The sequence below is a fragment of the Caballeronia sp. DA-9 genome, from assembly GCF_051615025.1.
Taxonomy (GTDB): Bacteria; Pseudomonadota; Gammaproteobacteria; order Burkholderiales; family Burkholderiaceae; genus Caballeronia; species Caballeronia sordidicola.
Genome location: NZ_CP195135.1, coordinates 178,861 through 200,289 on the forward strand (window position 1 = coordinate 178,861; position 21,429 = coordinate 200,289).

19 protein-coding genes are annotated in these 21,429 nt (G+C 58.1%); 13 read left to right on the forward strand and 6 right to left on the reverse strand.

The window, feature by feature from the left end:
* Nucleotides 1-35 precede the first annotated feature (35 nt).
* Both ACRWA7_RS35160 and ACRWA7_RS35165 read right to left on the reverse strand, forming a co-directional pair.
* On the reverse strand, nt 36-1,205 hold the full coding sequence (locus tag ACRWA7_RS35160) for a zinc-dependent alcohol dehydrogenase (RefSeq protein ID WP_438397262.1): 1,170 nt from the start codon (nt 1,203-1,205) through the stop codon (nt 36-38).
* 1,039 nt (nt 1,206-2,244) lie between these two features.
* Nucleotides 2,245-3,339, reverse strand: coding sequence for a LysR family transcriptional regulator (locus tag ACRWA7_RS35165; RefSeq protein WP_438397263.1), 1,095 nt, complete (start codon nt 3,337-3,339; stop codon nt 2,245-2,247).
* A gap of 199 nt (nt 3,340-3,538) precedes the next feature.
* Here ACRWA7_RS35165 and ACRWA7_RS35170 point away from each other — a divergent pair, with 199 nt between their 5' ends.
* The 6 genes from ACRWA7_RS35170 (at nt 3,539) to ACRWA7_RS35195 (ending at nt 8,719) form a co-directional block, all read left to right on the forward strand.
* Entirely contained in the window at nt 3,539-4,513 is a 975-nt protein-coding gene (locus tag ACRWA7_RS35170; protein WP_438397265.1) for an agmatinase, read from the forward strand.
* Between the two features lie 62 nt (nt 4,514-4,575).
* On the forward strand, nt 4,576-5,433 hold the full coding sequence (locus ACRWA7_RS35175) for a transporter substrate-binding domain-containing protein (RefSeq protein ID WP_438397266.1): 858 nt from the start codon (nt 4,576-4,578) through the stop codon (nt 5,431-5,433).
* A 45-nt stretch (nt 5,434-5,478) separates the two neighbouring features.
* Nucleotides 5,479-6,144, forward strand: a complete 666-nt coding sequence (locus ACRWA7_RS35180; RefSeq protein WP_438397267.1) for an amino acid ABC transporter permease — start codon at nt 5,479-5,481, stop codon at nt 6,142-6,144.
* A gap of 36 nt (nt 6,145-6,180) precedes the next feature.
* Entirely contained in the window at nt 6,181-6,903 is a 723-nt protein-coding gene (locus ACRWA7_RS35185; RefSeq protein ID WP_438397268.1) for an amino acid ABC transporter permease, read from the forward strand.
* On the forward strand, nt 6,900-7,736 hold the full coding sequence (locus tag ACRWA7_RS35190; RefSeq protein WP_438397270.1) for an amino acid ABC transporter ATP-binding protein: 837 nt from the start codon (nt 6,900-6,902) through the stop codon (nt 7,734-7,736). Before ACRWA7_RS35185 ends, ACRWA7_RS35190 begins: the two co-directional genes overlap by 4 nt.
* Nucleotides 7,737-7,738: 2 nt before the next feature.
* Entirely contained in the window at nt 7,739-8,719 is a 981-nt protein-coding gene (locus tag ACRWA7_RS35195) for an arginase family protein (protein ID WP_438397272.1), read from the forward strand.
* A gap of 676 nt (nt 8,720-9,395) precedes the next feature.
* Here ACRWA7_RS35195 and ACRWA7_RS35200 read toward each other — a convergent pair.
* On the reverse strand, nt 9,396-9,671 hold the full coding sequence (locus tag ACRWA7_RS35200) for an HU family DNA-binding protein (RefSeq protein WP_438397274.1): 276 nt from the start codon (nt 9,669-9,671) through the stop codon (nt 9,396-9,398).
* A 353-nt stretch (nt 9,672-10,024) separates the two neighbouring features.
* On the opposite strand from ACRWA7_RS35200, the gene ACRWA7_RS35205 reads away from it, so the two are divergent.
* The 7 genes from ACRWA7_RS35205 (at nt 10,025) to ACRWA7_RS35235 (ending at nt 17,318) form a co-directional block, all read left to right on the forward strand.
* The gene (locus tag ACRWA7_RS35205; RefSeq protein WP_438397276.1) at nt 10,025-10,627 is read left to right on the forward strand and encodes an amino acid synthesis family protein; all 603 of its coding nucleotides are present in this window, start codon (nt 10,025-10,027) and stop codon (nt 10,625-10,627) included.
* Nucleotides 10,596-11,426, forward strand: coding sequence for an alpha/beta fold hydrolase (locus ACRWA7_RS35210; RefSeq protein WP_438397278.1), 831 nt, complete (start codon nt 10,596-10,598; stop codon nt 11,424-11,426). Before ACRWA7_RS35205 ends, ACRWA7_RS35210 begins: the two co-directional genes overlap by 32 nt.
* Nucleotides 11,427-11,523: 97 nt before the next feature.
* Entirely contained in the window at nt 11,524-12,384 is an 861-nt protein-coding gene (locus ACRWA7_RS35215) for a flavin reductase (protein ID WP_438397279.1), read from the forward strand.
* A gap of 11 nt (nt 12,385-12,395) precedes the next feature.
* A complete protein-coding gene (locus tag ACRWA7_RS35220; RefSeq protein ID WP_438397280.1) occupies nt 12,396-13,433 on the forward strand; it encodes an LLM class flavin-dependent oxidoreductase in 1,038 nt (345 codons plus the stop codon).
* Between the two features lie 12 nt (nt 13,434-13,445).
* Nucleotides 13,446-14,915 (forward strand): aldehyde dehydrogenase, encoded by a 1,470-nt coding sequence (locus ACRWA7_RS35225; protein ID WP_438397282.1) that lies wholly within the window; start codon nt 13,446-13,448, stop codon nt 14,913-14,915.
* Between the two features lie 110 nt (nt 14,916-15,025).
* Nucleotides 15,026-16,438, forward strand: a complete 1,413-nt coding sequence (locus ACRWA7_RS35230) for a purine-cytosine permease family protein (RefSeq protein WP_438397283.1) — start codon at nt 15,026-15,028, stop codon at nt 16,436-16,438.
* 148 nt (nt 16,439-16,586) lie between these two features.
* Entirely contained in the window at nt 16,587-17,318 is a 732-nt protein-coding gene (locus ACRWA7_RS35235) for a glutamine amidotransferase (RefSeq protein ID WP_438397284.1), read from the forward strand.
* 466 nt (nt 17,319-17,784) lie between these two features.
* Here the strand turns inward: ACRWA7_RS35235 and ACRWA7_RS35240 are convergent, their stop codons facing one another.
* The 3 genes from ACRWA7_RS35240 to ACRWA7_RS35250 form a co-directional block, all read right to left on the reverse strand.
* Entirely contained in the window at nt 17,785-19,209 is a 1,425-nt protein-coding gene (locus tag ACRWA7_RS35240; protein WP_438397435.1) for an NAD-dependent succinate-semialdehyde dehydrogenase, read from the reverse strand.
* 222 nt (nt 19,210-19,431) lie between these two features.
* Nucleotides 19,432-20,139, reverse strand: a complete 708-nt coding sequence (locus tag ACRWA7_RS35245; RefSeq protein ID WP_438397286.1) for a GntR family transcriptional regulator — start codon at nt 20,137-20,139, stop codon at nt 19,432-19,434.
* A 194-nt stretch (nt 20,140-20,333) separates the two neighbouring features.
* Complete coding sequence (locus ACRWA7_RS35250) at nt 20,334-21,422, reverse strand: ABC transporter ATP-binding protein (protein WP_438397288.1); 1,089 nt, start codon at nt 21,420-21,422, stop codon at nt 20,334-20,336.
* Between the last annotated feature and the right edge of the window lie 7 nt (nt 21,423-21,429).

Below are 21,429 nucleotides of genomic sequence, written 5' to 3' on the forward strand. Positions count from 1 at the left end.
CATTCATAATTCCGCCCTGACTGAGATGTGGTGAGTTATGGCTTGAGCACGACCTTGATGCAACCGTCTTCCTTGTCCCGAAAGGTTTTGTACATACCGGGGCCATCTTCCAGAGAGACCGTATGCGTGATGACAAATGACGGATCGATTTGTCCTTCCTGGATACGCCGCAAAAGATCGTCGGTCCATCGATTGACGTGCGTTTGCCCCATGCGCCAAGTGAGCCCCTTGTTCATAGACGCCCCAAAGGGAATCTTGTCGATGAGCCCGCCGTACACCCCCGGAACCGACAAGGTTCCGCCAGGGCGGCACACGTAGATCATTTCGCGCAGCACGTGCGGTCGGTCCGTCTCCAGCATGACCGCCTGCTTGACCCGGTCATACACCGCATCGACTGAACGAGTTGCGTGCGACTCCATCCCCACAGCATCGATGCACTTTTCTGGCCCTTTGCCGTTGGTCAGATCTTTTAGCCGTTCGACGACGCTTTCTTCATTGAAGTCAATGGTGACTGCGCCGCCGGCGCGTGCCATGGCCAAGCGTTCGGGCACGCAATCGATCGAGATCACCTGCTTGGCGCCCAGCAACACCGCGCTTCGTATCGCCATTTGACCCACGGGCCCAGCACCCCAGATGACAACCGTATCGTGCGGCTCAATATCGCATTGCACGGCGGCTTGCCAGCCGGTGGGGAAAATGTCACCAAGGAAAAGCACTTGTTCGTCAGTCAAGCCATCCGGAATTTTGACGTGCGTTTTGTCGGCGAATGGGATGCGGACATATTCCGCCTGACCGCCAGGGTAGCCACCAGTGAGGTGTGAATAACCGAAAAGGCCTGCTGTCGTGTGACCGAACACCTTGTCAGCGGCATCTTTGTTCCGGTTTGACCGTTCACAAACCGAGAAGTTACCGCGCTTGCACTGCTCGCATTCGCCGCAAATTATAGTGAAAGGGACGACGATACGATCACCGACTTTCAACACCGAATTGCCGCTGCCGACCTCAACGACTTCGCCCATGAATTCATGGCCCATGATGTCGCCTGACTTCATACCAGGCATGAAGCCGTCAAAAAGATGTAGATCCGAACCGCAAATCGCGCAAGAAGTTACCTTGAGAATTGCATCGCGAGGTTCTTCAATTTCAGGATCGGGAACTGTATCGTAGCGAATATCCTCTTTACCGTGCCATCTAAGCGCTCTCATTGGATCCTCCATACAAGCGGTTGTTTCGAAGTGATATGCGGTCGCGTCGAGAAATCAAGATCGCGATTCCCGCCAAACGCTTGTGGCTCGCGCAGATAGCGAATGGCTTCTGCCCTGCTGCAATCCACGGACCCGCAGCATGAGAGCAATGCTACCCAAGGACGTTCAGCGACTTGTTACGCTCAGCCGAGCAGGCTCTTGCATCGTCCCGCAGTGGAAAATTATTTTCTTTAATGCGACAAACGACCCGGCCAATCAATTAACAGCTTAATCAATGGAAAACATTTGAACCCGTCTGCGAGATCGACGTTTGTTCAAAGGGTAATATTGGCATTTAAACAAGCTACGGCCACGGGTGATCCGTGGCTTTGTCACAACCTCTGCACGATAACGGATCGAAAGCTAGAGAATTAACCGACGGTCCCATACCGAGTGCAACACACTGCTGCTGTCGGAAAAAACCAAGGACTCAGCGCCTCATCGCGGTCGCCAGATCGTGGACGACCCGTAAATGTGAAACCAATCGCGGTTACAGCCAACCGAATGTTTACAAGGATATGTGGGCGTCAACAACGTGAAGTAGCATATCGCCCCAACTCGGTGAAGCAAGAACTCGGCGTTGCGCCCCGGTACCTAGCCTTGCCTAGTTTGCACGAATCACAGACTGTCCCGCATAGATCACGATACGGCTGGCAAGGCTCAGTGATGCCCGTTGCACATATCGTTACTGACGAAGAAAAATCGACCTCCAAGTTGTTGAATGCCGTGTCAGCTTGCTTCCAATTTATCAAAAACTGCGCCACCTTGCGAAATGCAACGCAACAATTAAGGTGTGGGTTATGCAGACTCGCGCTCAAACGAAAGGAAATGTCCGTCTCGATTAATTTGATGCTCAGATTCGGCGGAGATGGATCCCGCCGAGAACCGGGTGGCATCCTGCGTATATGTGAGCGTTCGAACGTCGCAAGAGCATACTGGGGGGAGCCAGGGGACCTTCCGTACGCAGTGCTTCTTGCGGTTCTTACATGACTTCAAGCGATCACATGACAGGCCGCATTAAACCCGCATCTAAACTTTGCTTGTGCGTATCGAGCAATGTGCGCATGAACAACTCGGTGACAGGCGCAAGGTGGCGGTCCTTAACGAATACCAGGGCGAAAACGGCCTCGTACGCGAGTTCTTCCGCCTCGCGCACCGCAACGACCGGATGAACGGCGCTGAGTGCATCGACGTAGTGTGTTGGAAGAAAGCCGGCGTAGCGGCCGCTTGCAATCAATGTCGCCACCGCTTCCAGCCCCACCGATATGCCGTGGCGGTCAATCCCGACGCGCTCGACGAGCTTGCGCGTGTGGGCGTCGCGTGCGCGTACAACCAACTCGTAACCCTGTAGGGCTAGTTCGTCGAGCGTTGGCGCCGGCTTGCCTTCGCGGGCACGGACGTAGAGGCGGAATTCCTCGGTAAAGAGCGGCTCGCAAAGCAACGTCTCGTTGCCGAGCGTCGTGCCGGTCACGCCGCGCGATATTCCCGTGATGCCCAGTTGCAGATGACGATCTGCTAGGCGCGCAAGCAGATCGTCGGGCAAATAGATCGAGAGGTACACCGTTACTGCGGGCGCCAGTTCACGAAAGCGAGTGAGCGCCTCGACAAACGCCGAGCGCGTGTTGGTGAGGCAATTATCGGCGATACCGACGTGTAATTCGCCCGTCATGATGTTTCGCGCGACGTTGAGTTCGTGCCGGATCATATCGAGCGTGTCGTACGCGCTCACCGCGGCACGCCACGTAGCACGCCCAAAATCCGTGAGTTCAAACCCGCCTGGCCCCCGGAAGCATAGCCTCGCGCCGAGCCGCGTCTCAAGGGCATTGAGATGCCGACTAATTGATGAACGGTCCATTCCAAGCGCCATCTCAGCGGCGGCAAGGCCGCCCGCTTCAACGACAGCGCGAAAGATACGCATCAGCCTTAAGTCGGTTTCGGTGAGCGGTGGAATCACCGACAAAGACGAACCGGCGCTGTCCGACTCGTTGGCATGATCAGCCCGCTGAATCGGGTTGTCACTGTCGGAAAACGCGCCGTCCCGTCCAGAAACTCGCCGGTTCGCACTAGCAGAGTGCGAAGTGTGATCCGATTTCATGCATTTTCCGCGCTTAAAGAGCAGGACCGGGACCTTGCAAGGTATATGCCATGTTGCCTAGATTTCAATGTTGTGGTGGCTGCATGCATGGTTTCGCCGCGAGCCCTCGTCAAAAGAAAACGGCGCCGCCAGAGTTCGTCTCACCGCTTCATGAACTGCCGCCGGGCTTACTCGGCGGCTCGCAACGGAGAGAGCCCGCATGTCCCTGCCATTGACCGTCCCGCCCACGAAACCACATCAGAGCTTCCTGTGGTCCCCCATCGAAACGAATCTTGACGTGCTCGATGCGCACATCGCGATCATGGGGCTGCCATTTGGCAGCGCCTACCACGCCGGCGCAATCTCGAACGATCAGACTCGCGCCCCCGATGCAATCCGCTCGGTCACTGATCGCATCTCGCGCAGCATCGAACGATATGACTATGACGTGGGTGGCCCAATCTACGACAACCGCGCGCTGAAAGTCGTCGACGTGGGCAATGTGCCGGCTGACATGACGGATCTCTCAACGCACTATCCGCGAGCAACGGAAGCCATCGCGAAGATTCTTGCTGCGGGCGCTCTTCCGATCACGCTCGGCGGCGATCATGGCATTACCACGCCAGTGCTGCGTGGCTTCGCCGATCACGGTCCCATCACGATCGTGCACGTCGATGCGCATCTCGACTGGCGTAACGACGTCGGCGGCGTACGCGATGGATTATCCAGCCCGATGCGGCGCGCCTCTGAAATGCCGCACGTCAAGGACATGTTCCAGATTGGCATCCGTGCACAGGGCAGCGCCCGGACCGAGGAAGTGGAAGCCGCGACAGCTTACGGTTCGACGATCATCCCTGCGTTCGAAGTGCATGACAGCGGTATCGAGTCGGTGCTTGCGCGCATTCCAGATGGCGGGCGCTATTACATCTCGATCGATGCGGACGGTCTGGACCCAACCGTCATGCCAGCGGTCGAAGGACCGGCCCCCGGCGGCCTGACATTCCATCAGGTGCGCAAGCTGATCCACGGGCTGGTCAAGAAGGGGCGCGTGGTCGGCATGGACATTGTCGAGATCACGCCCTCGACCGACGTGAACATGATCACGTGCATCACTGCAGGAAGACTGATAGTCAACCTGATCGGCGCTGCGGTGCGCGCGGATTACTTCGATGCCCCGCCGGCAGCACAAGGCTGAGACCTGCCCGGCGTCTAGCCGCACGTCACGCATTCTTTTCCATAACCTTGTCGAGGTTCACCATGAAGGCAGCAAGTCGCCGCTCGTTGATGGCGTTCGCCCTAGCGCTGTGGGTCGGGGTTTTATCGTTAAGCGCGCCTGCGCACGCCGAGACCACGCTCGAAAAGATCCGTCGCACTAAAACCGTGACGGTTGGGACCGAAGCCGCTTATCCGCCCTTCGAGTTCGTGAAGGACGGCAAAATTGTCGGCTACGGCTCGGACATCCTGGCGGAGGTCGTCAAAGAACTCGGTGTAAAGGTCGTCCAGCTCGATACGCCATGGCAAGGCATTCTTCCGGGGCTGCTTGCCGGTAAATTCGATTTCATCGCGACGACCGTCGGCATCAACGAAGAGCGTGCAAAGCGTTACGCATACACCTTGCCTATCGCCGACGGTGCGCCTTATGCCGTCGAGCGCAAAGGCGACGGTATGAAGAGCGTAAAGGACCTCAACGGCAAGATGGTCGGAACGCAGATCGCGTCGTCGACGGAACCCATCGCGCGTACCGTCGATTCCGACCTAAAGGCGGCAGGTGGTCCGGGCTTCAAGGGCCTTAAGCTCTACACAGCGTTTCCTGACTCGTACGTGGCATTGTCCAACGGCGAGGTCGATGCAGTCATTCAGTCGCTCCCCAGCCTTGCGGTTCTCGTGAAAGAACATCCGGATTCATTCGCGATGCTCGGGCCGACCCCGGTGAAAAATTCCTATACCTATCTTGGCTGGGTGACGCGGCCAGAAGACAAGGATCTACGGGACTTTATCACCGGCGTGATTCGCAAGATGCGCGATGACGGTCGACTTGCCAAACTCCAGATTAAATGGTTCGGGTTTGAGATGAAGATTCCAGACTCCGGATACCTGCCGCCAGGCGCAATGTGATACCGAGCCAATACCGATCTTTAACAGCCGCAAGGACGTCATGCAATGGGCTTTAAATTCGATTATTTCCTTTCGACCTTGCCAACGCTCGCTTGGGCGGCCCTGAGCAACTTGCGGCTCGCGATTCTCGCGATCGCGATCGCGCTCGTGCTCGGAATCGGCCTCACAATTTTGCGCACTTATAAGATCGGGCCGGTGAACGCGGCAATTGCTGTCCTCATCAGCTTTGTTCGGGGAACGCCGTTGCTCATCCAGATCTTCATCTTCTTTTATGTGCTGCCAGCGGCCGGCCTGAACCTGAGCCCGATGGTCGCGGGCGTGGCGGCGCTTTCGTTCAACAGCATGGTGTTCGTCAGCGAAATCCTGCGCGCGGGGCTCGGAACACTCGATCCGGGCCAGATAGAAGCCGCCACAGCGCTCGGCCTCGAACCCCGATCCATCTGGCGGCATGTCGTGCTTCCGCAAGTGCTGGTGCGCTGCCTGCCAGTGCTTGTGAACGAATCGACAATCGTTGTCAAAGGAACCGCGTTGCTCTCTGTCATCACGGTCGTGGAAGTGCTGCGCACCGCGCAGCAGATGGCAAGTGCGTCCTATCGTCCGTTCGAGCCGCTCGTGGGCGCAGCTGCGGTATTTGTCGTGCTGAATCTGCTCGTGAGCGGCGGCGCTCGTCTGCTCGAACGGCGGCTCGTCACGCGCACACGCACGGCGTGATGCTCACTCTCAATTGCGAGACCATCGGTTGAATTTATGCGCTTCGATTTTTCGGTCATCATTGATAACCTGCCGCTGTTCCTGCACGGTGCACTTGTTACGCTTGGCGTCACCGTTGCAGCGTTCATCGCAGGGTATGCGATGGGCATTGTGATTGCACTACTCGACCTGTCGCTGCCACGACCACTTCGTTTCGTGGTGCGCGCGTATATCGAGGTGCTGCGCAGTATCCCTTTTATCATCCTGATGTTCATCGTGCACTACGGTTTGCCGTTTGCAGGCATCCGCCTGCCCTCCATTGTGAGCGGCGTCGGCGCCCTCGCACTGTTCGCAAGCGTGTACTACGCGGAGATCATCAGCGCGGCGCTGGCCGCTTTGCCGCGCGGCCAATACGAGTCGGCGCGCACGATCGGTATGTCACCCGCGCAGGCGATGCGCCATGTTGTGGTGCCGCAGATCTTGCGCGCGCTCGTGCCACCCTCGACCAACATGACGCTCACGATGATGAAGGAGTCAGCCGTGCTCTCCTCTGTCACGATCCCTGAACTAAGCTTCGAGGGGCTGATTGTCCAAGGCAACACGTTTGCCCCGTTCGAGGTGTTCGCGATCGTCGCCGTGCTGTACTGGATCATCGCGATAGCCGCATCCGAATTGTCGCGGCGGCTCGAAAAGCGGCTTGGGCTCGCGCAAGCCGGCGCGGTCTCGCATAGCGCGCTTGCGCAGCGCTACTTGTCGCTCGACAAGCAGGCGGCGCCATGAGCACCGCCGCCGCAACTCCTGCACTGGCGCTCCATATTGCCGGGCTCGTCAAGCGCTACGGCGCTCACAACGCGCTCGACGGTTTCTATCTAGATATCGCGCAGGGTGAGATTGTGGCGTTGATCGGACCTAGCGGCTGCGGCAAGAGCACGCTGCTACGGTGCGTCACCTGGCTTACGCCGCCCGAGGATGGCTTTGTGGAAGTCGGAGGAGAACCCATCGGCCGGATCCAGACGTCCGCCGGCGTGGTGCGCCGGCAGACTCGACGCGAGATAGATCTCATGCGCCCGAAGATCGGGCTGGTCTATCAGGACCTTAATCTCTGGGCCCATCTGAGCGCATTGGAGAACATCGTACGAGCGCAAGTTGTGGTGCTCCAGCGCCCGCGTCGGGAAGCGGAGGAACGCGCTCGCGAACTTCTCGGAAGCCTCGGGCTTGAAGCTTATGCGAAGCGCTATCCGTTCGAACTCTCGGGTGGCCAAAAGCAGCGCGTGGCGATCGCCCGAACGCTGGCCATGGACCCGGCGCTCATGCTTTTCGATGAGCCTACGTCCGCGCTTGATCCTGAACTGGTCGGTGAAATGCTGGCGCTTCTGAAGGCGCTCGCTGCACGCGGCACCACCATGCTGGTGGTCACACACAGCGTCGGGTTTGCCGCGGCACTTGCGCACCGCGTTGCTTTCATGGACGCCGGCCGGGTGGTGGAAGAAGGCGAGACGCGGCAGATTCTTGGCTCGCCGCAGTCCGCACGCTTGCGCGCTTTTCTCGCATCGACGTCGCACACCGCTGTTGCGTCTCATATCAGTACCGCTGCGTCTTTACTTAAGGAGTAGTCATGTCAAGAGTCAACCGGCCTTATGTCGGTATTCCGACGTTCCTGCGCTCGCCGTTGTGCGAGGACCTGTCCGTGCTTGAGGCTGCAATCGCCGTGTTTGGCGTGCCGTTCGACGAAGGCTCGCCTTATTTGCCGGGGTCTCGCATGGCGCCGCGGGCACTGCGCGAGCATTCGCTACGTTTCGGCAATGGCGGCAACGGCTTCTACGATCCGGAGACGCGGCTCGAATATCTGGTGGAGGAAATGCGCGACCAGTTGATCGCCGATGTCGGCGACGTCGACATTCATCCAGCCAACGCCGAGCGCACCTTCGTGAACATCACGGAAACGGTGCGCGGGATTCTTAAGCAGGGCGCGCTGCCCGTGGGACTTGGCGGTGACCATTCGATCACGTATCCGATCTTTCGGGCCTTTGAGGAAAAGCTGCACGTCTTTCACTTCGATGCGCATACGGATTTCGCGCCGTTCGAGAACGACCTGCAGCATACGAACGGACATGCTTTCAGACATATCGCTTCGTTGCCAAATACGTTGAGCTTGACGCAAGTGGGCATCCGCAGCTTGCGCCATTCTCCGGCGCAAATCAACGACGTGATCGCGTCGGGCAATCGCCTGATTCCCATGAGCGAGTTTCGCCAGCTCGGGCCGCAGGGTGTTGCCGCGACCGTACCGGCGGGCGCGCGCGTCTATGTGAGCATCGACATTGATGCGATGGACATGTCGCTCGTGCCAGGATGTGTATCGGCGGAGCCAAACGGGATGACGTATGCAGAGCTTCGCGACAGTCTCAAAGCGATCGCGGAGCGCCACGACGTGGCCGGCTTTGATTTCGTCGAAGTTAATCCCCTGCTCGACGTGCGCTCGGGTGTGACGGCCTATCTGGGTGCGCTAGTCGTGGTCGAATTCCTGGGCCATATTTGCGCACAGCCGCGATGGGCGGCACGGCGGCTTTCCCGTCCTGCGGCGGCATCTCAGCCGTAGTCAAGTATTTGAGAGCGGCGCGCACGCGGTGTGCAGCCTAGATGCCTTGCTGCTTGACTGATGTGAACGTCACGAGGCGCATCGTGGGTCGGCTGCGGCTTCGACAACCGCTTCGGGTCATCGCGGGCGTTCTTGTTCGGCTTAACCAACGATGCAACACCATCGCGGCTGATCTGGCATTCTTCGATCTCGAGCGACTGGACCCTTTCGCCCCGTTTCGCGGTGCCGTATGCCCTCACGGCAACACCGGGGATACGCAAACCTAATCTTCGGCATTCATCTAAAAAGTAACGTCCTGTGCTCTATGAGCATCCATACTTGGTGTTGCACGAACAGGAGGATTAACCTACCGTCCAAATGAGCGGCATTAAACCGAACCATGGTAACGTTGCTTTACAAAGCGCTACACTCACCGCCGTGTTGCGAACGCGACTGGCTGCAAACGTGCGAGGCATACAATCCGCATGTGCATCTTCGTAGAACCACAAGCCTGCTTCACCGCGGCTTCTGCGGTCGAGGCTTCCCCTCGCGCCCACTTCGATGAGTGTGAAACTTACGGCGCGAGCGTCATCAGTAAGTGGGCTTGAGGTAAGGACATGGCGTTGGTGTGTGTTCGTTTCCCAAAGCGAGTCGACCTCCCAACTGGCTTATCGACTCCGCATCAGGGAACGTTTTGTTACTTGTTGACGCTGTCCTTAAAACTTTTACCTGCGGTGAACTTGACCGTCTTTGCGGCAGCAATCTCGATCGACTCGCCCGTCTTCGGATTGCGTCCGGTACGGGCAGCGCGTGCTCCGGTAGAAAAAGAACCAAAGCCAATGAGCTGGACCGTGTCGCCCGACACAACCGCCTTAGAGATCGTGCCGAACACCTGATCGATCACTTCGCTCGTCAACGCTTTACTTGCGCCCGTTTGCGCCGAAACGGCGTCAACCAATTCTTGTTTGTTCATTACGCTGATCCTCATAGGATAGTTTGCAAAGTTGGGCTCATATCCTAGCAAACGCGAGGCGAGCTAGCCGACTCTTTCGTCGGCCGTCCTTGTCCCGGCTCTACTAGTGGCCTCATAAAAATAGTTCGTGGCGTGCGGGGTGCGGCTTGTGTTCAAAGTCGCGTCGGCATTCGCTGCGAATTTGCTTTAACCAAGAGAATCAACACTGACAGCGCAAGTCTCGCCCAAATTCTCCGACGATAAATCGGCGTCACGGATACAGCGCGTTGGCACGTCGCGGGTTTACTCCTATGGCATGCCGTACTATGGGATACCAAAATAGGCGTCATGTTCAACATCGCGAGGACCCTCCAGTGACCTTAATTCGCAAATCGATCCTGCACGTCGAGACGATCCATGTGGACGGCGACAAAGATGCGAGCACGCCCCTGAAATTGATTGGCGCGGCTGCTGTCATTAAGAATCCTTGGGCCGGCCGCGGCTTTGTCGAAGACCTGTCGCCCGAGATCCGCGAATTCGGACCTCAACTCAGCGCATACCTGACCAAGCTGATTCTGGATGAAGCCGGATCCGGTGAAGCGGTCGAAGCCTTCGGCAAAAGCGCCATCGTTGGCCTGAGCGGAGAACTCGAGCATGCTTCGGCACTGATTCACACCCTGCACTTCGGTAACATCTATCGCAGTGCGGTGGGCGCCAAGTCGTACCTGGCCTTTAACAATACGCGCGGACCGGCAAACGCCCCCCTACTTATCCCGATGATGGATAAGAACGACGAAGGGCGTCGCTCGCACTACCTCACGCTCCAATTCTCTGTTCCTGATGCGCCCGCAGCAGATGAATTGGTCATCGCCATCGGCGGCTCGACGGGTGGGCGCCCGCATCACCGCATTGGCGATCGCTATAAAGACCTTGCAGAGCTCGGAAATGACGTCAAAAACCCTGCAGCTGTCAAGTAATCGCGTCGCACACTATTTCGACCAGGGCGCGGGCGAGCCGCTTTTGCTGATTCACGGAGTGGGAATGCAGGCGCAGGCCTGGTACCCGCAGATTGACGCGCTGTCACGCGACTTCAGGGTGATTGCCGTCGATATGCCGGGCCACGGTCAGAGCGCCGCGCTCGACGCAGAGGCTGAGTTGCCGCAGTTCGTACAGTGGGCGGTCGCATTCATAGAGGCGCTCGACATGGGGCCCGTCAACGTGGCGGGCCACTCAATGGGTTCGCTGATCGCCGCTGGTGTCGCTGTGACGCGCCCGGATCTGGTTAAGCGTGTCGCCGTGCTTAACGGCGTGTATCGGCGAAACGACACTGCCCGACAAGCGGTACTTCAACGCGCCGCTGAGCTGCGCTCCGGCGCCATAGACATCGATACGCCACTACGTCGCTGGTTTAATGAAGATGAGGCGCAGCAGGTGGCGGCACGCAGGGTCGAATCATGGTTGAGATCAGTGGATTTGCAAGGCTATGCGACGGCGTACACAGCCTTCGCCAAGGGCGATGAAACTTACGCCGACGGCTGGCGCTTAATAGCATGTCCGGCGCTGGTACTCACCGGCTCGGATGACCCGAATTCAACGCCTCTGATGGCTAAGCAGATGGCGCAGGCGGCGAGGAACGCGAAGGTCGTAGTGATCGAGAACGAGCGCCACATGGTCAATCTCACGGCGCCGGACAAAGTCAATCGTGCGTTGCAAAACTGGCTACGAGTCGGGGGCGACCACGAGCCACATGAAGCAACCCTGAAATCGGAGGTGTGAGTTGAATTTGCAGACTGGGTCTACCTCGCAGACAGTTCCTCCCTCACAGAGAGTATCTATTGACACCCGCGAGCTTCGCGACGCGTTCGGCGCCTTCATGACGGGCGTGACAATTGTCACCACCATGCGCGGCGATCAGCCGCTTGGCTTTACGGCAAACTCGTTCTCGTCCGTTTCGCTCGACCCTGCGCTGCTGCTAGTGAGCATCGCCAAGTCGTCGAGCAACTATCAGACGTTTTCGACAGTCGGTCACTTTGCGATCAACGTCCTGGCAGAGGGGCAGAAAGATCTGTCAAATACGTTCGCCCGTCCGAGCGATGACCGTTTCGCGAGCGTCGACTGGCGCTTAAGCGCGAACGAAAATCCGCTCATCGAAGGCGTCAGCGCGTGGTTTGACTGCACCTTCCACGCGGTGATCGATGCGGGCGACCATGCCCTCCTCCTTGGCAAGATCAAGGACTTCGATTCGGCTGGATCTGCAGGGTTGGGCTATTACCGCGGTGGCTATTTCACGCCGGCGACGACGGCCACGCAAGTGATTGCCGGACCGAAGGTCGTGGTGAGCGCAATCATCGCGCGCGATGACAAGGTGCTTCTCAGCAAGACACCGAAAAACAAATGGACCCTTCCCTCAAAGGAAATCGGCAAGGAAGGCACGGACAAGGCGCTCGCCGATATCTTCTCAAGGTATCAGCGGGAGGCGTCTGCAAATTTCATCTATTCCGCTTACAACAACACCGAAACGCACTATCAGTACATCTCGTTCCTGTGCAGCGCGCCGCATGACCTGGCCGCCTTGGGAGAGTTCGTCAATCTTAACGATCTTCAGCCTGACGCGTTCGAAAACAGTGCACTCGCCAGCATGCTCGAGCGCTACCGTTGCGAGCGCCAGCTACAGCGTTACGGAACGTATTTTGGCGACCATAGCCAGGGCACGGTTTGTCCGCTCAATTCCTGAAAGGTAACACCATGCGTTTTTCGCTTTTTGCCCACATGGAGCGCGTCTCCGACAAGACCACTCAGAAGCAGCTGTATGACGAGATGGTTGAACTGTGCCAGATCGCCGATCGTGGCGGTATGCACGCCGTCTGGACCGGTGAGCACCACGGGATGGATTTTACAATCGCACCCAATCCCTTCCTCAATCTCGTCGATCTCGCCAACAAGACGACGAATGTCAGGCTGGGCACGGGCACGGTGATCGCACCGTTCTGGCACCCAATCAAACTGGCGGGCGAAGCCGCGATGACCGACATCATCACGAATGGTCGGCTTGAATTGGGCATTGCTCGAGGCGCGTATTCATTCGAGTATGAGCGGCTCCTGCCAGGGTTGGATGCGTGGAATGCAGGCCAGCGCATGCGCGAGCTCATTCCGGCTGTCAAGAAACTGTGGGAAGGCGACTACGCGCATGAGGGCGAATACTGGAATTTCCCATCGTCCACCTCATCGCCGTTACCGCTTCAAAAGCCGCATCCGCCGATTTGGGTCGCCGCGCGCGACCCCAACAGCCACGAGTTCGCCGTGTCAAACGGATGTAATGTGCAAGTGACGCCTCTGCACATGGGGGACGAAGAGGTTGAAAAACTGGTCGGTCACTTCAATGCCGCGTGTGAGAAATTCAGCGACATCCCGCGTCCACAAATCATGTTGCTTCGACACACGTACGTCGCCAGCAGCGAGGACGACGCGCAAATTGCCGCCAATGAAGTGAACATCTTTTACAACTACTTTGGCGCGTGGTTCAAGAATGAGCGGCCGGTTAGCCGGGGGATGATCAAGACATTAAGCGCCGAGGAAATCGCGGCGCACCCGTTCTATACGCCCGAAGCCATGCGCAAAAACAATGTCATCGGGGCGCCCGCCGAAGTCATTGCGCGTCTTAAAGCCTATGAAGCGCTTGGCTTTGACGAGTATTCTTTCTGGATCGACACCGGCATGAGTTTCGAGCGCAAGAAGGCGTCACTCGAGCGCATGATCCACGATGTGATGCCAGCCTTCGAGTGAGGTCCTGAACCTATGAATCCGCAATTTGAGCTTTACATCGACGGTCACTTCGAGCCGGGCGCCGCGAGTTTCGACAGCGTGAATCCAGCCACGGGCCAGGTCTGGGCGAAAATGCCCGAGGCTCGGACCGAGCAGGTCAATCGAGCGGTGGAAGCCGCGAGCCGAGCCCTCAGCGACCCTACCTGGGGGGCGCTCACCGCATCGGCGCGTGGAAAGCTGCTCTATCGGCTGGCCGAGCTCGTAGAAAAAGCGGCGCCGCAGCTTGCCGAGATCGAAACCAACGACACCGGCAAGATCATCCGGGAAACGCAAAGTCAGATCGCGTACGTCGCCGAGTTTTATCGCTACTACGCAGGCATCGCCGACAAACTCGAAGGAAGCCACATCCCGGTGGATAAGCCAGACATGCAAGTCTGGCTCGAGCGTGAACCGGTCGGCGTGGTCGCGGCGATCGTGCCGTGGAATAGCCAACTGTTCCTCTCCGCCGTCAAGCTCGGGCCCGCGCTCGCGGCCGGCTGCACGGTGGTGCTCAAGGCTTCCGAGGACGCGCCGGGGCCGCTGCTTGAGTTTGCCAAGCTGATTCACGAGGCGGGCTTTCCGCCGGGTGTGGTCAACGTCATCACGGGTTTTGGGCCGCAGTGCGGTGCGGTGCTCAGCAGCCACCCGAAGGTGGCAAAGGTTGCCTTTACAGGTGGACCCGAGACCGCCAGGCACATTGTCACGAACACATCGCACAACCTCGCGAAGGTATCGCTGGAACTGGGTGGCAAGTCGCCTTTCATTGTGTTCGCCGACGCCGATATTCAGAGCGCGGTGAACGCACAAGTGGCGGCCATTTTTGCGGCGAGCGGACAGAGTTGCGTAGCAGGCTCGCGTTTGCTGGTCGATGAGTCCATTAAAGAGCAGTTCCTGGCGCTCTTGATTGAGCGCGTCGCGCGCATTCGCATCGGCTCGCCAAACGACATCGAAACAGAGTTCGGGCCGCTTTGTACCGAGCGGCAACGCGGGACGATCGAGGCGGTTGTACAGCGTTCCTTGCAGCAAGGCGTGAAGGTGCTCGCAGGCGCGAAGTCGCTGGACCAGGATGGTTTTTACTACGCGCCGACGATTCTCGACTGTACCGATGTTGAACTCCCGGACTGCATCACGAAGGAGCTTTTTGGGCCGGTGCTATCGGTCGATACCTTTGCCTCGGAAGACGAAGCCATTCAAAAAGCCAACAGCACGGTCTATGGACTTGCCGCCGGTATTTTCACGACCAATTTGACGCGTGCACATCGCGTGTCCAAACGCATCCAGTCGGGCATCATCTGGATCAACACCTACAGAGCGATTTCGCCACTTGCGCCGTTCGGCGGCTTCGGTCTCTCCGGACATGGTCGCGAAGGCGGATTCAGCGCAGCACTGGAATACACAACAACAAGAACGGTGTGGCTGCGCACGTCCGATGATCCAATCAGTGATCCCTTTGTGATGCGCTAAGCGTAATGCATTCAATTGCAGCAAAGGCTCATCGCCGCTGCGGCTACGCCGTGCCATGCTAAATGAACGGAGCGATGCGTAGCCAAACAATCAGGATGGATGGAGACACCATGAAAGATTCGGGGAACGACACGAGCGTTCTGACCATTGAGAGTAACTCGATTGATTACGTTGGGCCGGAGCATCGGCATGGCAAGCCCGCAGATCTGTTCACCTTGTGGTTTTGCACGAACGTCGCACCGCTCGCCGTGATTTCGGGCGCCACCTCAATTTTGGTTTTTAAGCTTGATCTTGTGAGCGCGCTGCTGGCGATTGTGGCTGGGCAGTTCTTCGGTGCGCTTTTTCATGCGTTGACGTCGGCGCAGGGACCGCTCGTGGGGGTGCCGCAAATGATCCAGAGCCGGGCGCAGTTTGGCCGGTACGGGTCTCTGCTCGTGGTGGGCTTTACCACCGTGATCTATCTCGGCTTCTTTGTCTCCAACATCATCCTGGCGGGGAAGACGCTTCATGCGGTTGTCCCGATCGTCGCCGAACCAATCGGCACAGTTGCAGGGGCCGTTCTCTCTACGCTCATCGGCGTTGTGGGGTATCACTTCATCCATCGTTTCAACAAGGTGGGCGCGTGGTTCATGGGCTGCGCACTGCTGATTGGCATGGGCATGATTGCTCCCGGTATCAATGCACAGGTGCTTCAGCAGGGCCACTTCGAAAGTGCGAACTGGTTTGCGATGTTCGGACTGTGCGCCGTGTGGCAAATCAGCTTCGCACCGTACACCTCCGATTACTCACGCTATCTCCCCAAATCGACTGGCTTCGGGAGGACCTTCGCGTTCACGTACTTCGGCACGTCGTTGGGTACGATCTTCGCGTTCGTTTTCGGCGCGGTGGCGGTGAGTACGGGCGGCGGTACGGACGCCATGCATGCCATCCAGACACAAACGGGTGTCTTCGGCTATCTGCTGATCTTTCTGTTCCTGGTCAACATCATTGGCCACAACGGGATGAATCTGTACGGCGCAGTGCTGTCTTTCATCACGGCCGCACAAACCTTTCGTCCAAGCTGGATCCCTGGTCGCAGCGTGCGGATCACCGTGTCCACCGTCCTCTTAATCTTGTCGACAATGACGGCATTGTGGGCGTCGAGCAATTTTCTCTCGATTTTCCTGAACGCCATCTTTGCCATGCGCATTGTGCTGGTGCCGTGGATTGCGATCAATTTGGTTGATTTTTATCTGGTCAACGATCGGCACTATCAAGTCTCGGAGATTATCGGCAGCACTGACGGCGCATACGGGTCGTTTAATGGGAAGGCGATTGTTGTTTACATCCTTGGCATTCTTATTCAAGTCCCCTTCATGGAGGAAAGCTTCTTCCGTGGGCCTTGGGCGAATGTTCTCGGCGGTGCTGACATTTCCTGGATGGTCGGTATGGTGGCCCCCGCGCTTGTCTACTACGCGATTGCGACCAAGAATAACGTTCACTCGGGTCGAGGCGCGCCGGCAGGCGCCCACGCTTCAAAGTGAATGACTGGGAGCGGGTTATTTTCCCATCCCAGACGCTAGCGGCCCAGATGTTTGCCTCGAGTGATCTGCGGACGACATTAGTAGCACGCATCTTAGGCGGCGAATTTCGCCTCGAGCTTGAGTAGACAATCGAATTACAACTGAAATCATGGTTTCACCTTTTTCGCTGTTGCTTGTGCAAGTCGGCACGCCGCCCGACGAAGTCCGGAAGTCCCACGGAGATTTCCCGGAGTGGTTCAGTCGTGCGATGGGGTGTGAGCTCCGAAATTTCAAAGTGGTCCGCGCTTTCGAAGGCGAGCCACTGCCCCAACCGACTCGGGATCTCGTGGCAGTCGTTACGGGCTCGTGGGCGATGGTGACAGCGCGCCCTGCCTGGAGCGAGGCAACAGCGCAGTGGATTCGCGAAACTATGGCGGTCGGCATGCCGCTCTTCGGTGTGTGCTACGGTCATCAACTGATGGCGCATGCACTTGGCGGCCGCGTTGGCTACCATCCGCAAGGGTGCGAGCTCGGGTGTCAACCGATCACACTGGCGCCTGCGGCTGACCATGACGGACTCTTCGACAAGGTGCCGCGAGAATTCGCGGCACACTTGTTTCACGAGCAAACAATACTCGAATTACCGCCCGGGGCGCGGATTCTTGCATCGTCGGCGCACGACCCCCATCAAATCGTGCGCTATGGTCCGAACGCCATCTCTACGCAATTTCATCCTGAATTCACCCCGCAAATTGCAGCGACGTGCATTCAGCACGCTGCCAATAGATCGCCCGAAACAGGACTGAACGCAGATAATATTGTTGAGCGCCTGCAAGAAACGCCCGTAGCGCGCCAGATCCTTACGCGCTTCGTACAACTGGCTCGTTTGGCGCGGACGTGACAACGCTGCTATACGACATGAAGGGCGCCTTCCACTGACAGGCGTGTTCGCGGACGCTATGGAATAAAAAGCCCTCCCCGCCTCAATCGTGGCGGACACAATGGTTTTACTCCTTTGGGCGAGACTCCTGGCATTGCCTTGCCAAAACTCCCTTGAGACTGCTTCCCTCTTCTCTCGCACGGTAAAGGGAGAAACGCTATCATCGCCTGACTTGCCTTTTTCGGCTAAATGTTGAGCAACTCGACGATATCGGATAGATCTTCGGTACCCGAATTACCCAGCGCGGCGCAACACGGATAATTGTCAGCGGTCAGTCGTGTTTCTGCAAAGGTCGAGCTGCGTTCAACACTTGGCGGTACATGCGTCGATCTGGGCCTGCACGACGCCTGCTCGATCACCTCGACCGAGCAGCGCCTCGCGTCCTGCATAAGCATCGAATACTTGTCCCTATCCGTGCACTTACACGTCAGAGCGCCATGCACAGATATTTGATGACCAGATAGTCGTCGATACCATAGTGCGATCCTTCGCGTCCCAGCCCGGATTGCTTGACGCCACCAAACGGCGCAACCTCATTCGAGATGGCGCCGGTGTTGATACCGACCATGCCGTATTCGAGCGCTTCAGCTACACGCCAGATTCGCCCGATGTCGCGGCTGTAAAAATACGCGGCAAGCCCGAACTCCGTGTCGTTGGCCAGACGCACGACCTCCTCATCACTTGAAAAGCGAAACAACGGAGCGAGTGGCCCAAACGTCTCTTCCTTTGCGACGCACATGCTAGCGGTGACATTTTTGAGTACGGTCGGCTCAAAGAAACCGTGCCCTAATGCGTGACGCTCGCCGCCTACCACGATCTCGGCGCCCTTACCCACTGCATCGGCGATATGGGCTTCGATCTTCTTGACGGCCTGCTCATCAATAAGCGGTCCGAGCGTTACGCCAGCCTCGATACCATGTCCGACCTTTAGTTTTCCAACGGCGTCAGCAAGTTTTTGCGCAAACACGTCGTACACGCTATCGTGCACGTAGAACCGGTTCGTACAGACACACGTCTGACCGTTGTTGCGATACTTGGAGGCGATCGCGCCTTCGACCGCGGCATCTAGATCGGCGTCCTCGAATACGAGGAACGGCGCGTTGCCACCGAGTTCCAGCGTCACCTTCTTCACCGTGGGCGCGCTTTGCGCCATCAACAGGCGCCCCACACCCGTTGAGCCTGTGAAAGACAGCTTCCGCACCAGAGGGCTATCTGTGATTGCGCGGCCAATCTCTTTAGGATCGCCCGTCACTACATTGAGCACGCCGGCGGGAATGCCTGCTCGCTCGGCCAGCACGGCCATGGCGAACGCGGTGAACGGGGTCGATTCAGCGGGCTTGACGACGATCGGGCAACCCGCTGCTAGCGCAGGTCCGACCTTGCGCGTGATCATCGCAGCTGGGAAATTCCACGGCGTGATCGCCGCGCATACGCCAATAGGCTCCTTCACCACGACAATCCGTTTATCTGCGGCAGGCGTGGCGAGGGTGTCTCCAGCCACACGCTTGCCTTCCTCAGCAAACCACTCAATGAAAGACGCGGCGTACAGAATCTCGCCCTTTGCTTCGGCGAGCGGTTTGCCCTGCTCCGAGGTGAGAATAAGCGCGAGGTCGTCCGCATGCTTAAGCATCAGGTCATACCAACGCCGCAGCACCAGCGCCCGATCCTTCGCCGTCTTCGCGCGCCATGCCGGCCATGCTGCATTGGCCGCGTCTATTGCGCGCAGCGTCTCCGCTTCGCCCATTTTTGGAACACTGCCTAATGCACGCCCGGTTGCTGGATCCAACACGTCGAAGCTCGCGCTAGAATCTGATGAACACCACTGGCCGTCAATGAAAGCCTGATGACGCATAAGCGCTGCGTCCTTGAGTCGGGATTTCAATTCCACAATTATTCCTTTACAGTAAAGAGACGTCCGAATGCCCACGCTCGAATGGGCGAAAACGCATGTCATTAGTCAGTTCGAAGAGGTTCTTGTTCGCCGAAATGGCTCTCCCATGGCCGCCTTCCGACGATTCGGTGAACCGGGTCTGGTTGAGATGGCTCGCGATTGCTTTACGCTTCGATTGCTCCACTAGCCGGTGAGCTTTTGAGACGCGCTAGGCGGCCCATCGCTCAAAAGTTGTTGCGCGATTTCCGCTACCCGTTCAACGTGCGCCTGAGCCGCATCGCGCGCGCCGCAGGGATTGTGTGCGTTGATGGCTGCAAGAATGTGGCGCATTTCCTGAACCGCTTGTCGGCCTCGATCGTCGGACGCGATGGTCAATGCTCGTAGCCGATTTATCCGCGCGGTCAGGGACTGTACGATCTCCCAAGCGACGTTTTTTCCGCCGCCGGTGAACATGCGTTCATAAAATGCGGTGGTCAAATCTCGCACGGCGTGATGGTCCTGCTCATTGAACGCAGCCTGGATCTCCTCAATGCATTCCGCGAGCGCGCTGACGATCTTTTGGTTGGCGCTTTGCGCGCAGGCCATCGCCGCCTCCCCTTCCAGCAACGCACGGATCTCGTAAATCTCCACAGCGGTATTGACGTCCAGAATCGCGACAATCGGCCCCTGATTCGCGAGTGTCTCGACCAATCCTTCTGTTTCCAGATGGCGTAGCACTTCGCGCACAACGGTACGACTGACGCCTAACTCTTCGCACAGCGCACGCTCCACGAGGCGGTCGCCTGGCTGGAAGCGTGCATCGAGAATGGCGGTGCGCATTTTCTGCAACGCGAGCTCGCGAAGCGTAGTGTTCGTCCGTTCGACTTTCAGGGAAAGCAGTGTCTCGCGCATGTGAAGCTCTGTTTTTGTTTATAAGACCGTGCGAACAGCCAAAGTCGGTCGCAAGGTTAAGAGCGAGGCACTCCGGCTGGCGCGAACTGAACGGACAGATCAGGCAAAACCCATCTGTTTGCCGCCGGGTTCAGCGCGCTCGACTCAAGATGAAAAGAAACTGCGCAATTCGAGCGGTGTAAGCGGGTGGTTTCTCAGGCCTGCGCGAACAGCCGGACGTCGCGCGCATCCCAGTCCATCAGCGCTTGCGTGCCGACCAGAAGGCCACTGTCGCGATGGTCGCCCGCGGGCATGCGAATTGAAATTTCCTGCTCCCAAGGGGTCGCCACCGCGTAATGCATCGCGTCGCCCAGATATGTGATGTCGCGCACGGTCACGGGCAATCCGGCAGAGCCGTTTGAGGCGCCAAGCGCGCGTAGACGTAGTTGTTCCGGGCGCACCATCAAGGTACCGTCATCGCCCGACTTGAGCGCCGCGTTGCCGGCGGCCGCAACAGCAAGCCCGTTGGGAAACACACCGCTTGACTCCTCCGCACTGCTTGCGGTCACGCGCACCGGGAGGAAATTGGAGTTGCCGATAAAGTTCGCAACAAACTTGGACGCGGGATTGGCATACAGCTCCTCTCCCGTGCCGCATTGCTCAATGCGTCCCTTGTTGAACACCGCGATACGGTCGGACAGGCGCAGTGCCTCCTCCTGATCATGCGTGACGTACAAAATTGTCACACCCGTCTCTTGGTGAATGCGGCGCAGCTCAAGCTGAATTTCCTCGCGCAGCTTCTTGTCGAGCGCGGACAGCGGCTCATCCATCAGCAGCACCGGCGGATCGTAGGCGAGCGCTCGCGCAATGGCTACGCGCTGCTGCTGGCCACCGGACAGTTGCGCAGGCATCCGGTCGCGCAGATCCGACAGATGCAGAAGCGCCAGCATCTTCTCGACCTTCTGCTTGATCTCAGCATCGGGGCGGCGGCGCACCCGCAACGGAAACGCGACGTTTTCGCCCACGGTGAGATGCGGGAAAAGCGTATAGCGCTGAAACACCATGCCGATGTTGCGCTTATTGGGCGCGACTGATAAAAGCGGCTTGCCGTCGAGCAGGACACGACCCTCGGTCGGCTCCTGGAAGCCTGCGACGATGTAGAGGGTCGTGCTCTTGCCCGAACCTGAGGGCCCAAGAAAGGTCATGAATTCGCCACGTTTGATGTCAAGCGAGACTTGGTCGATGGCAACAACGTCATCGTAGGTTTTGCGCAAGCGCTGGATTTGCATGAATGCGGATGTCATGGCACGT

Bases quoted from the DNA above. Each gene is read 5' to 3' on its own strand.
- ACRWA7_RS35160 (WP_438397262.1), bottom strand. From the start codon at position 1,205: ATGAGAGCGCTTAGATGGCACGGTAAAGAGGATATTCGCTACGATACA.
- ACRWA7_RS35165 (WP_438397263.1), bottom strand. From the start codon at position 3,339: ATGAAATCGGATCACACTTCGCACTCTGCTAGTGCGAACCGGCGAGTT.
- ACRWA7_RS35170 (WP_438397265.1), top strand. From the start codon at position 3,539: ATGTCCCTGCCATTGACCGTCCCGCCCACGAAACCACATCAGAGCTTC.
- ACRWA7_RS35175 (WP_438397266.1), top strand. From the start codon at position 4,576: ATGAAGGCAGCAAGTCGCCGCTCGTTGATGGCGTTCGCCCTAGCGCTG.
- ACRWA7_RS35180 (WP_438397267.1), top strand. From the start codon at position 5,479: ATGGGCTTTAAATTCGATTATTTCCTTTCGACCTTGCCAACGCTCGCT.
- ACRWA7_RS35185 (WP_438397268.1), top strand. From the start codon at position 6,181: ATGCGCTTCGATTTTTCGGTCATCATTGATAACCTGCCGCTGTTCCTG.
- ACRWA7_RS35190 (WP_438397270.1), top strand. From the start codon at position 6,900: ATGAGCACCGCCGCCGCAACTCCTGCACTGGCGCTCCATATTGCCGGG.
- ACRWA7_RS35195 (WP_438397272.1), top strand. From the start codon at position 7,739: ATGTCAAGAGTCAACCGGCCTTATGTCGGTATTCCGACGTTCCTGCGC.
- ACRWA7_RS35200 (WP_438397274.1), bottom strand. From the start codon at position 9,671: ATGAACAAACAAGAATTGGTTGACGCCGTTTCGGCGCAAACGGGCGCA.
- ACRWA7_RS35210 (WP_438397278.1), top strand. From the start codon at position 10,596: ATGACGTCAAAAACCCTGCAGCTGTCAAGTAATCGCGTCGCACACTAT.
- ACRWA7_RS35215 (WP_438397279.1), top strand. From the start codon at position 11,524: ATGACGGGCGTGACAATTGTCACCACCATGCGCGGCGATCAGCCGCTT.
- ACRWA7_RS35220 (WP_438397280.1), top strand. From the start codon at position 12,396: ATGCGTTTTTCGCTTTTTGCCCACATGGAGCGCGTCTCCGACAAGACC.
- ACRWA7_RS35225 (WP_438397282.1), top strand. From the start codon at position 13,446: ATGAATCCGCAATTTGAGCTTTACATCGACGGTCACTTCGAGCCGGGC.
- ACRWA7_RS35230 (WP_438397283.1), top strand. From the start codon at position 15,026: ATGAAAGATTCGGGGAACGACACGAGCGTTCTGACCATTGAGAGTAAC.
- ACRWA7_RS35235 (WP_438397284.1), top strand. From the start codon at position 16,587: ATGGTTTCACCTTTTTCGCTGTTGCTTGTGCAAGTCGGCACGCCGCCC.
- ACRWA7_RS35240 (WP_438397435.1), bottom strand. From the start codon at position 19,209: ATGCGTCATCAGGCTTTCATTGACGGCCAGTGGTGTTCATCAGATTCT.
- ACRWA7_RS35245 (WP_438397286.1), bottom strand. From the start codon at position 20,139: ATGCGCGAGACACTGCTTTCCCTGAAAGTCGAACGGACGAACACTACG.
- ACRWA7_RS35250 (WP_438397288.1), bottom strand. From the start codon at position 21,422: ATGACATCCGCATTCATGCAAATCCAGCGCTTGCGCAAAACCTACGAT.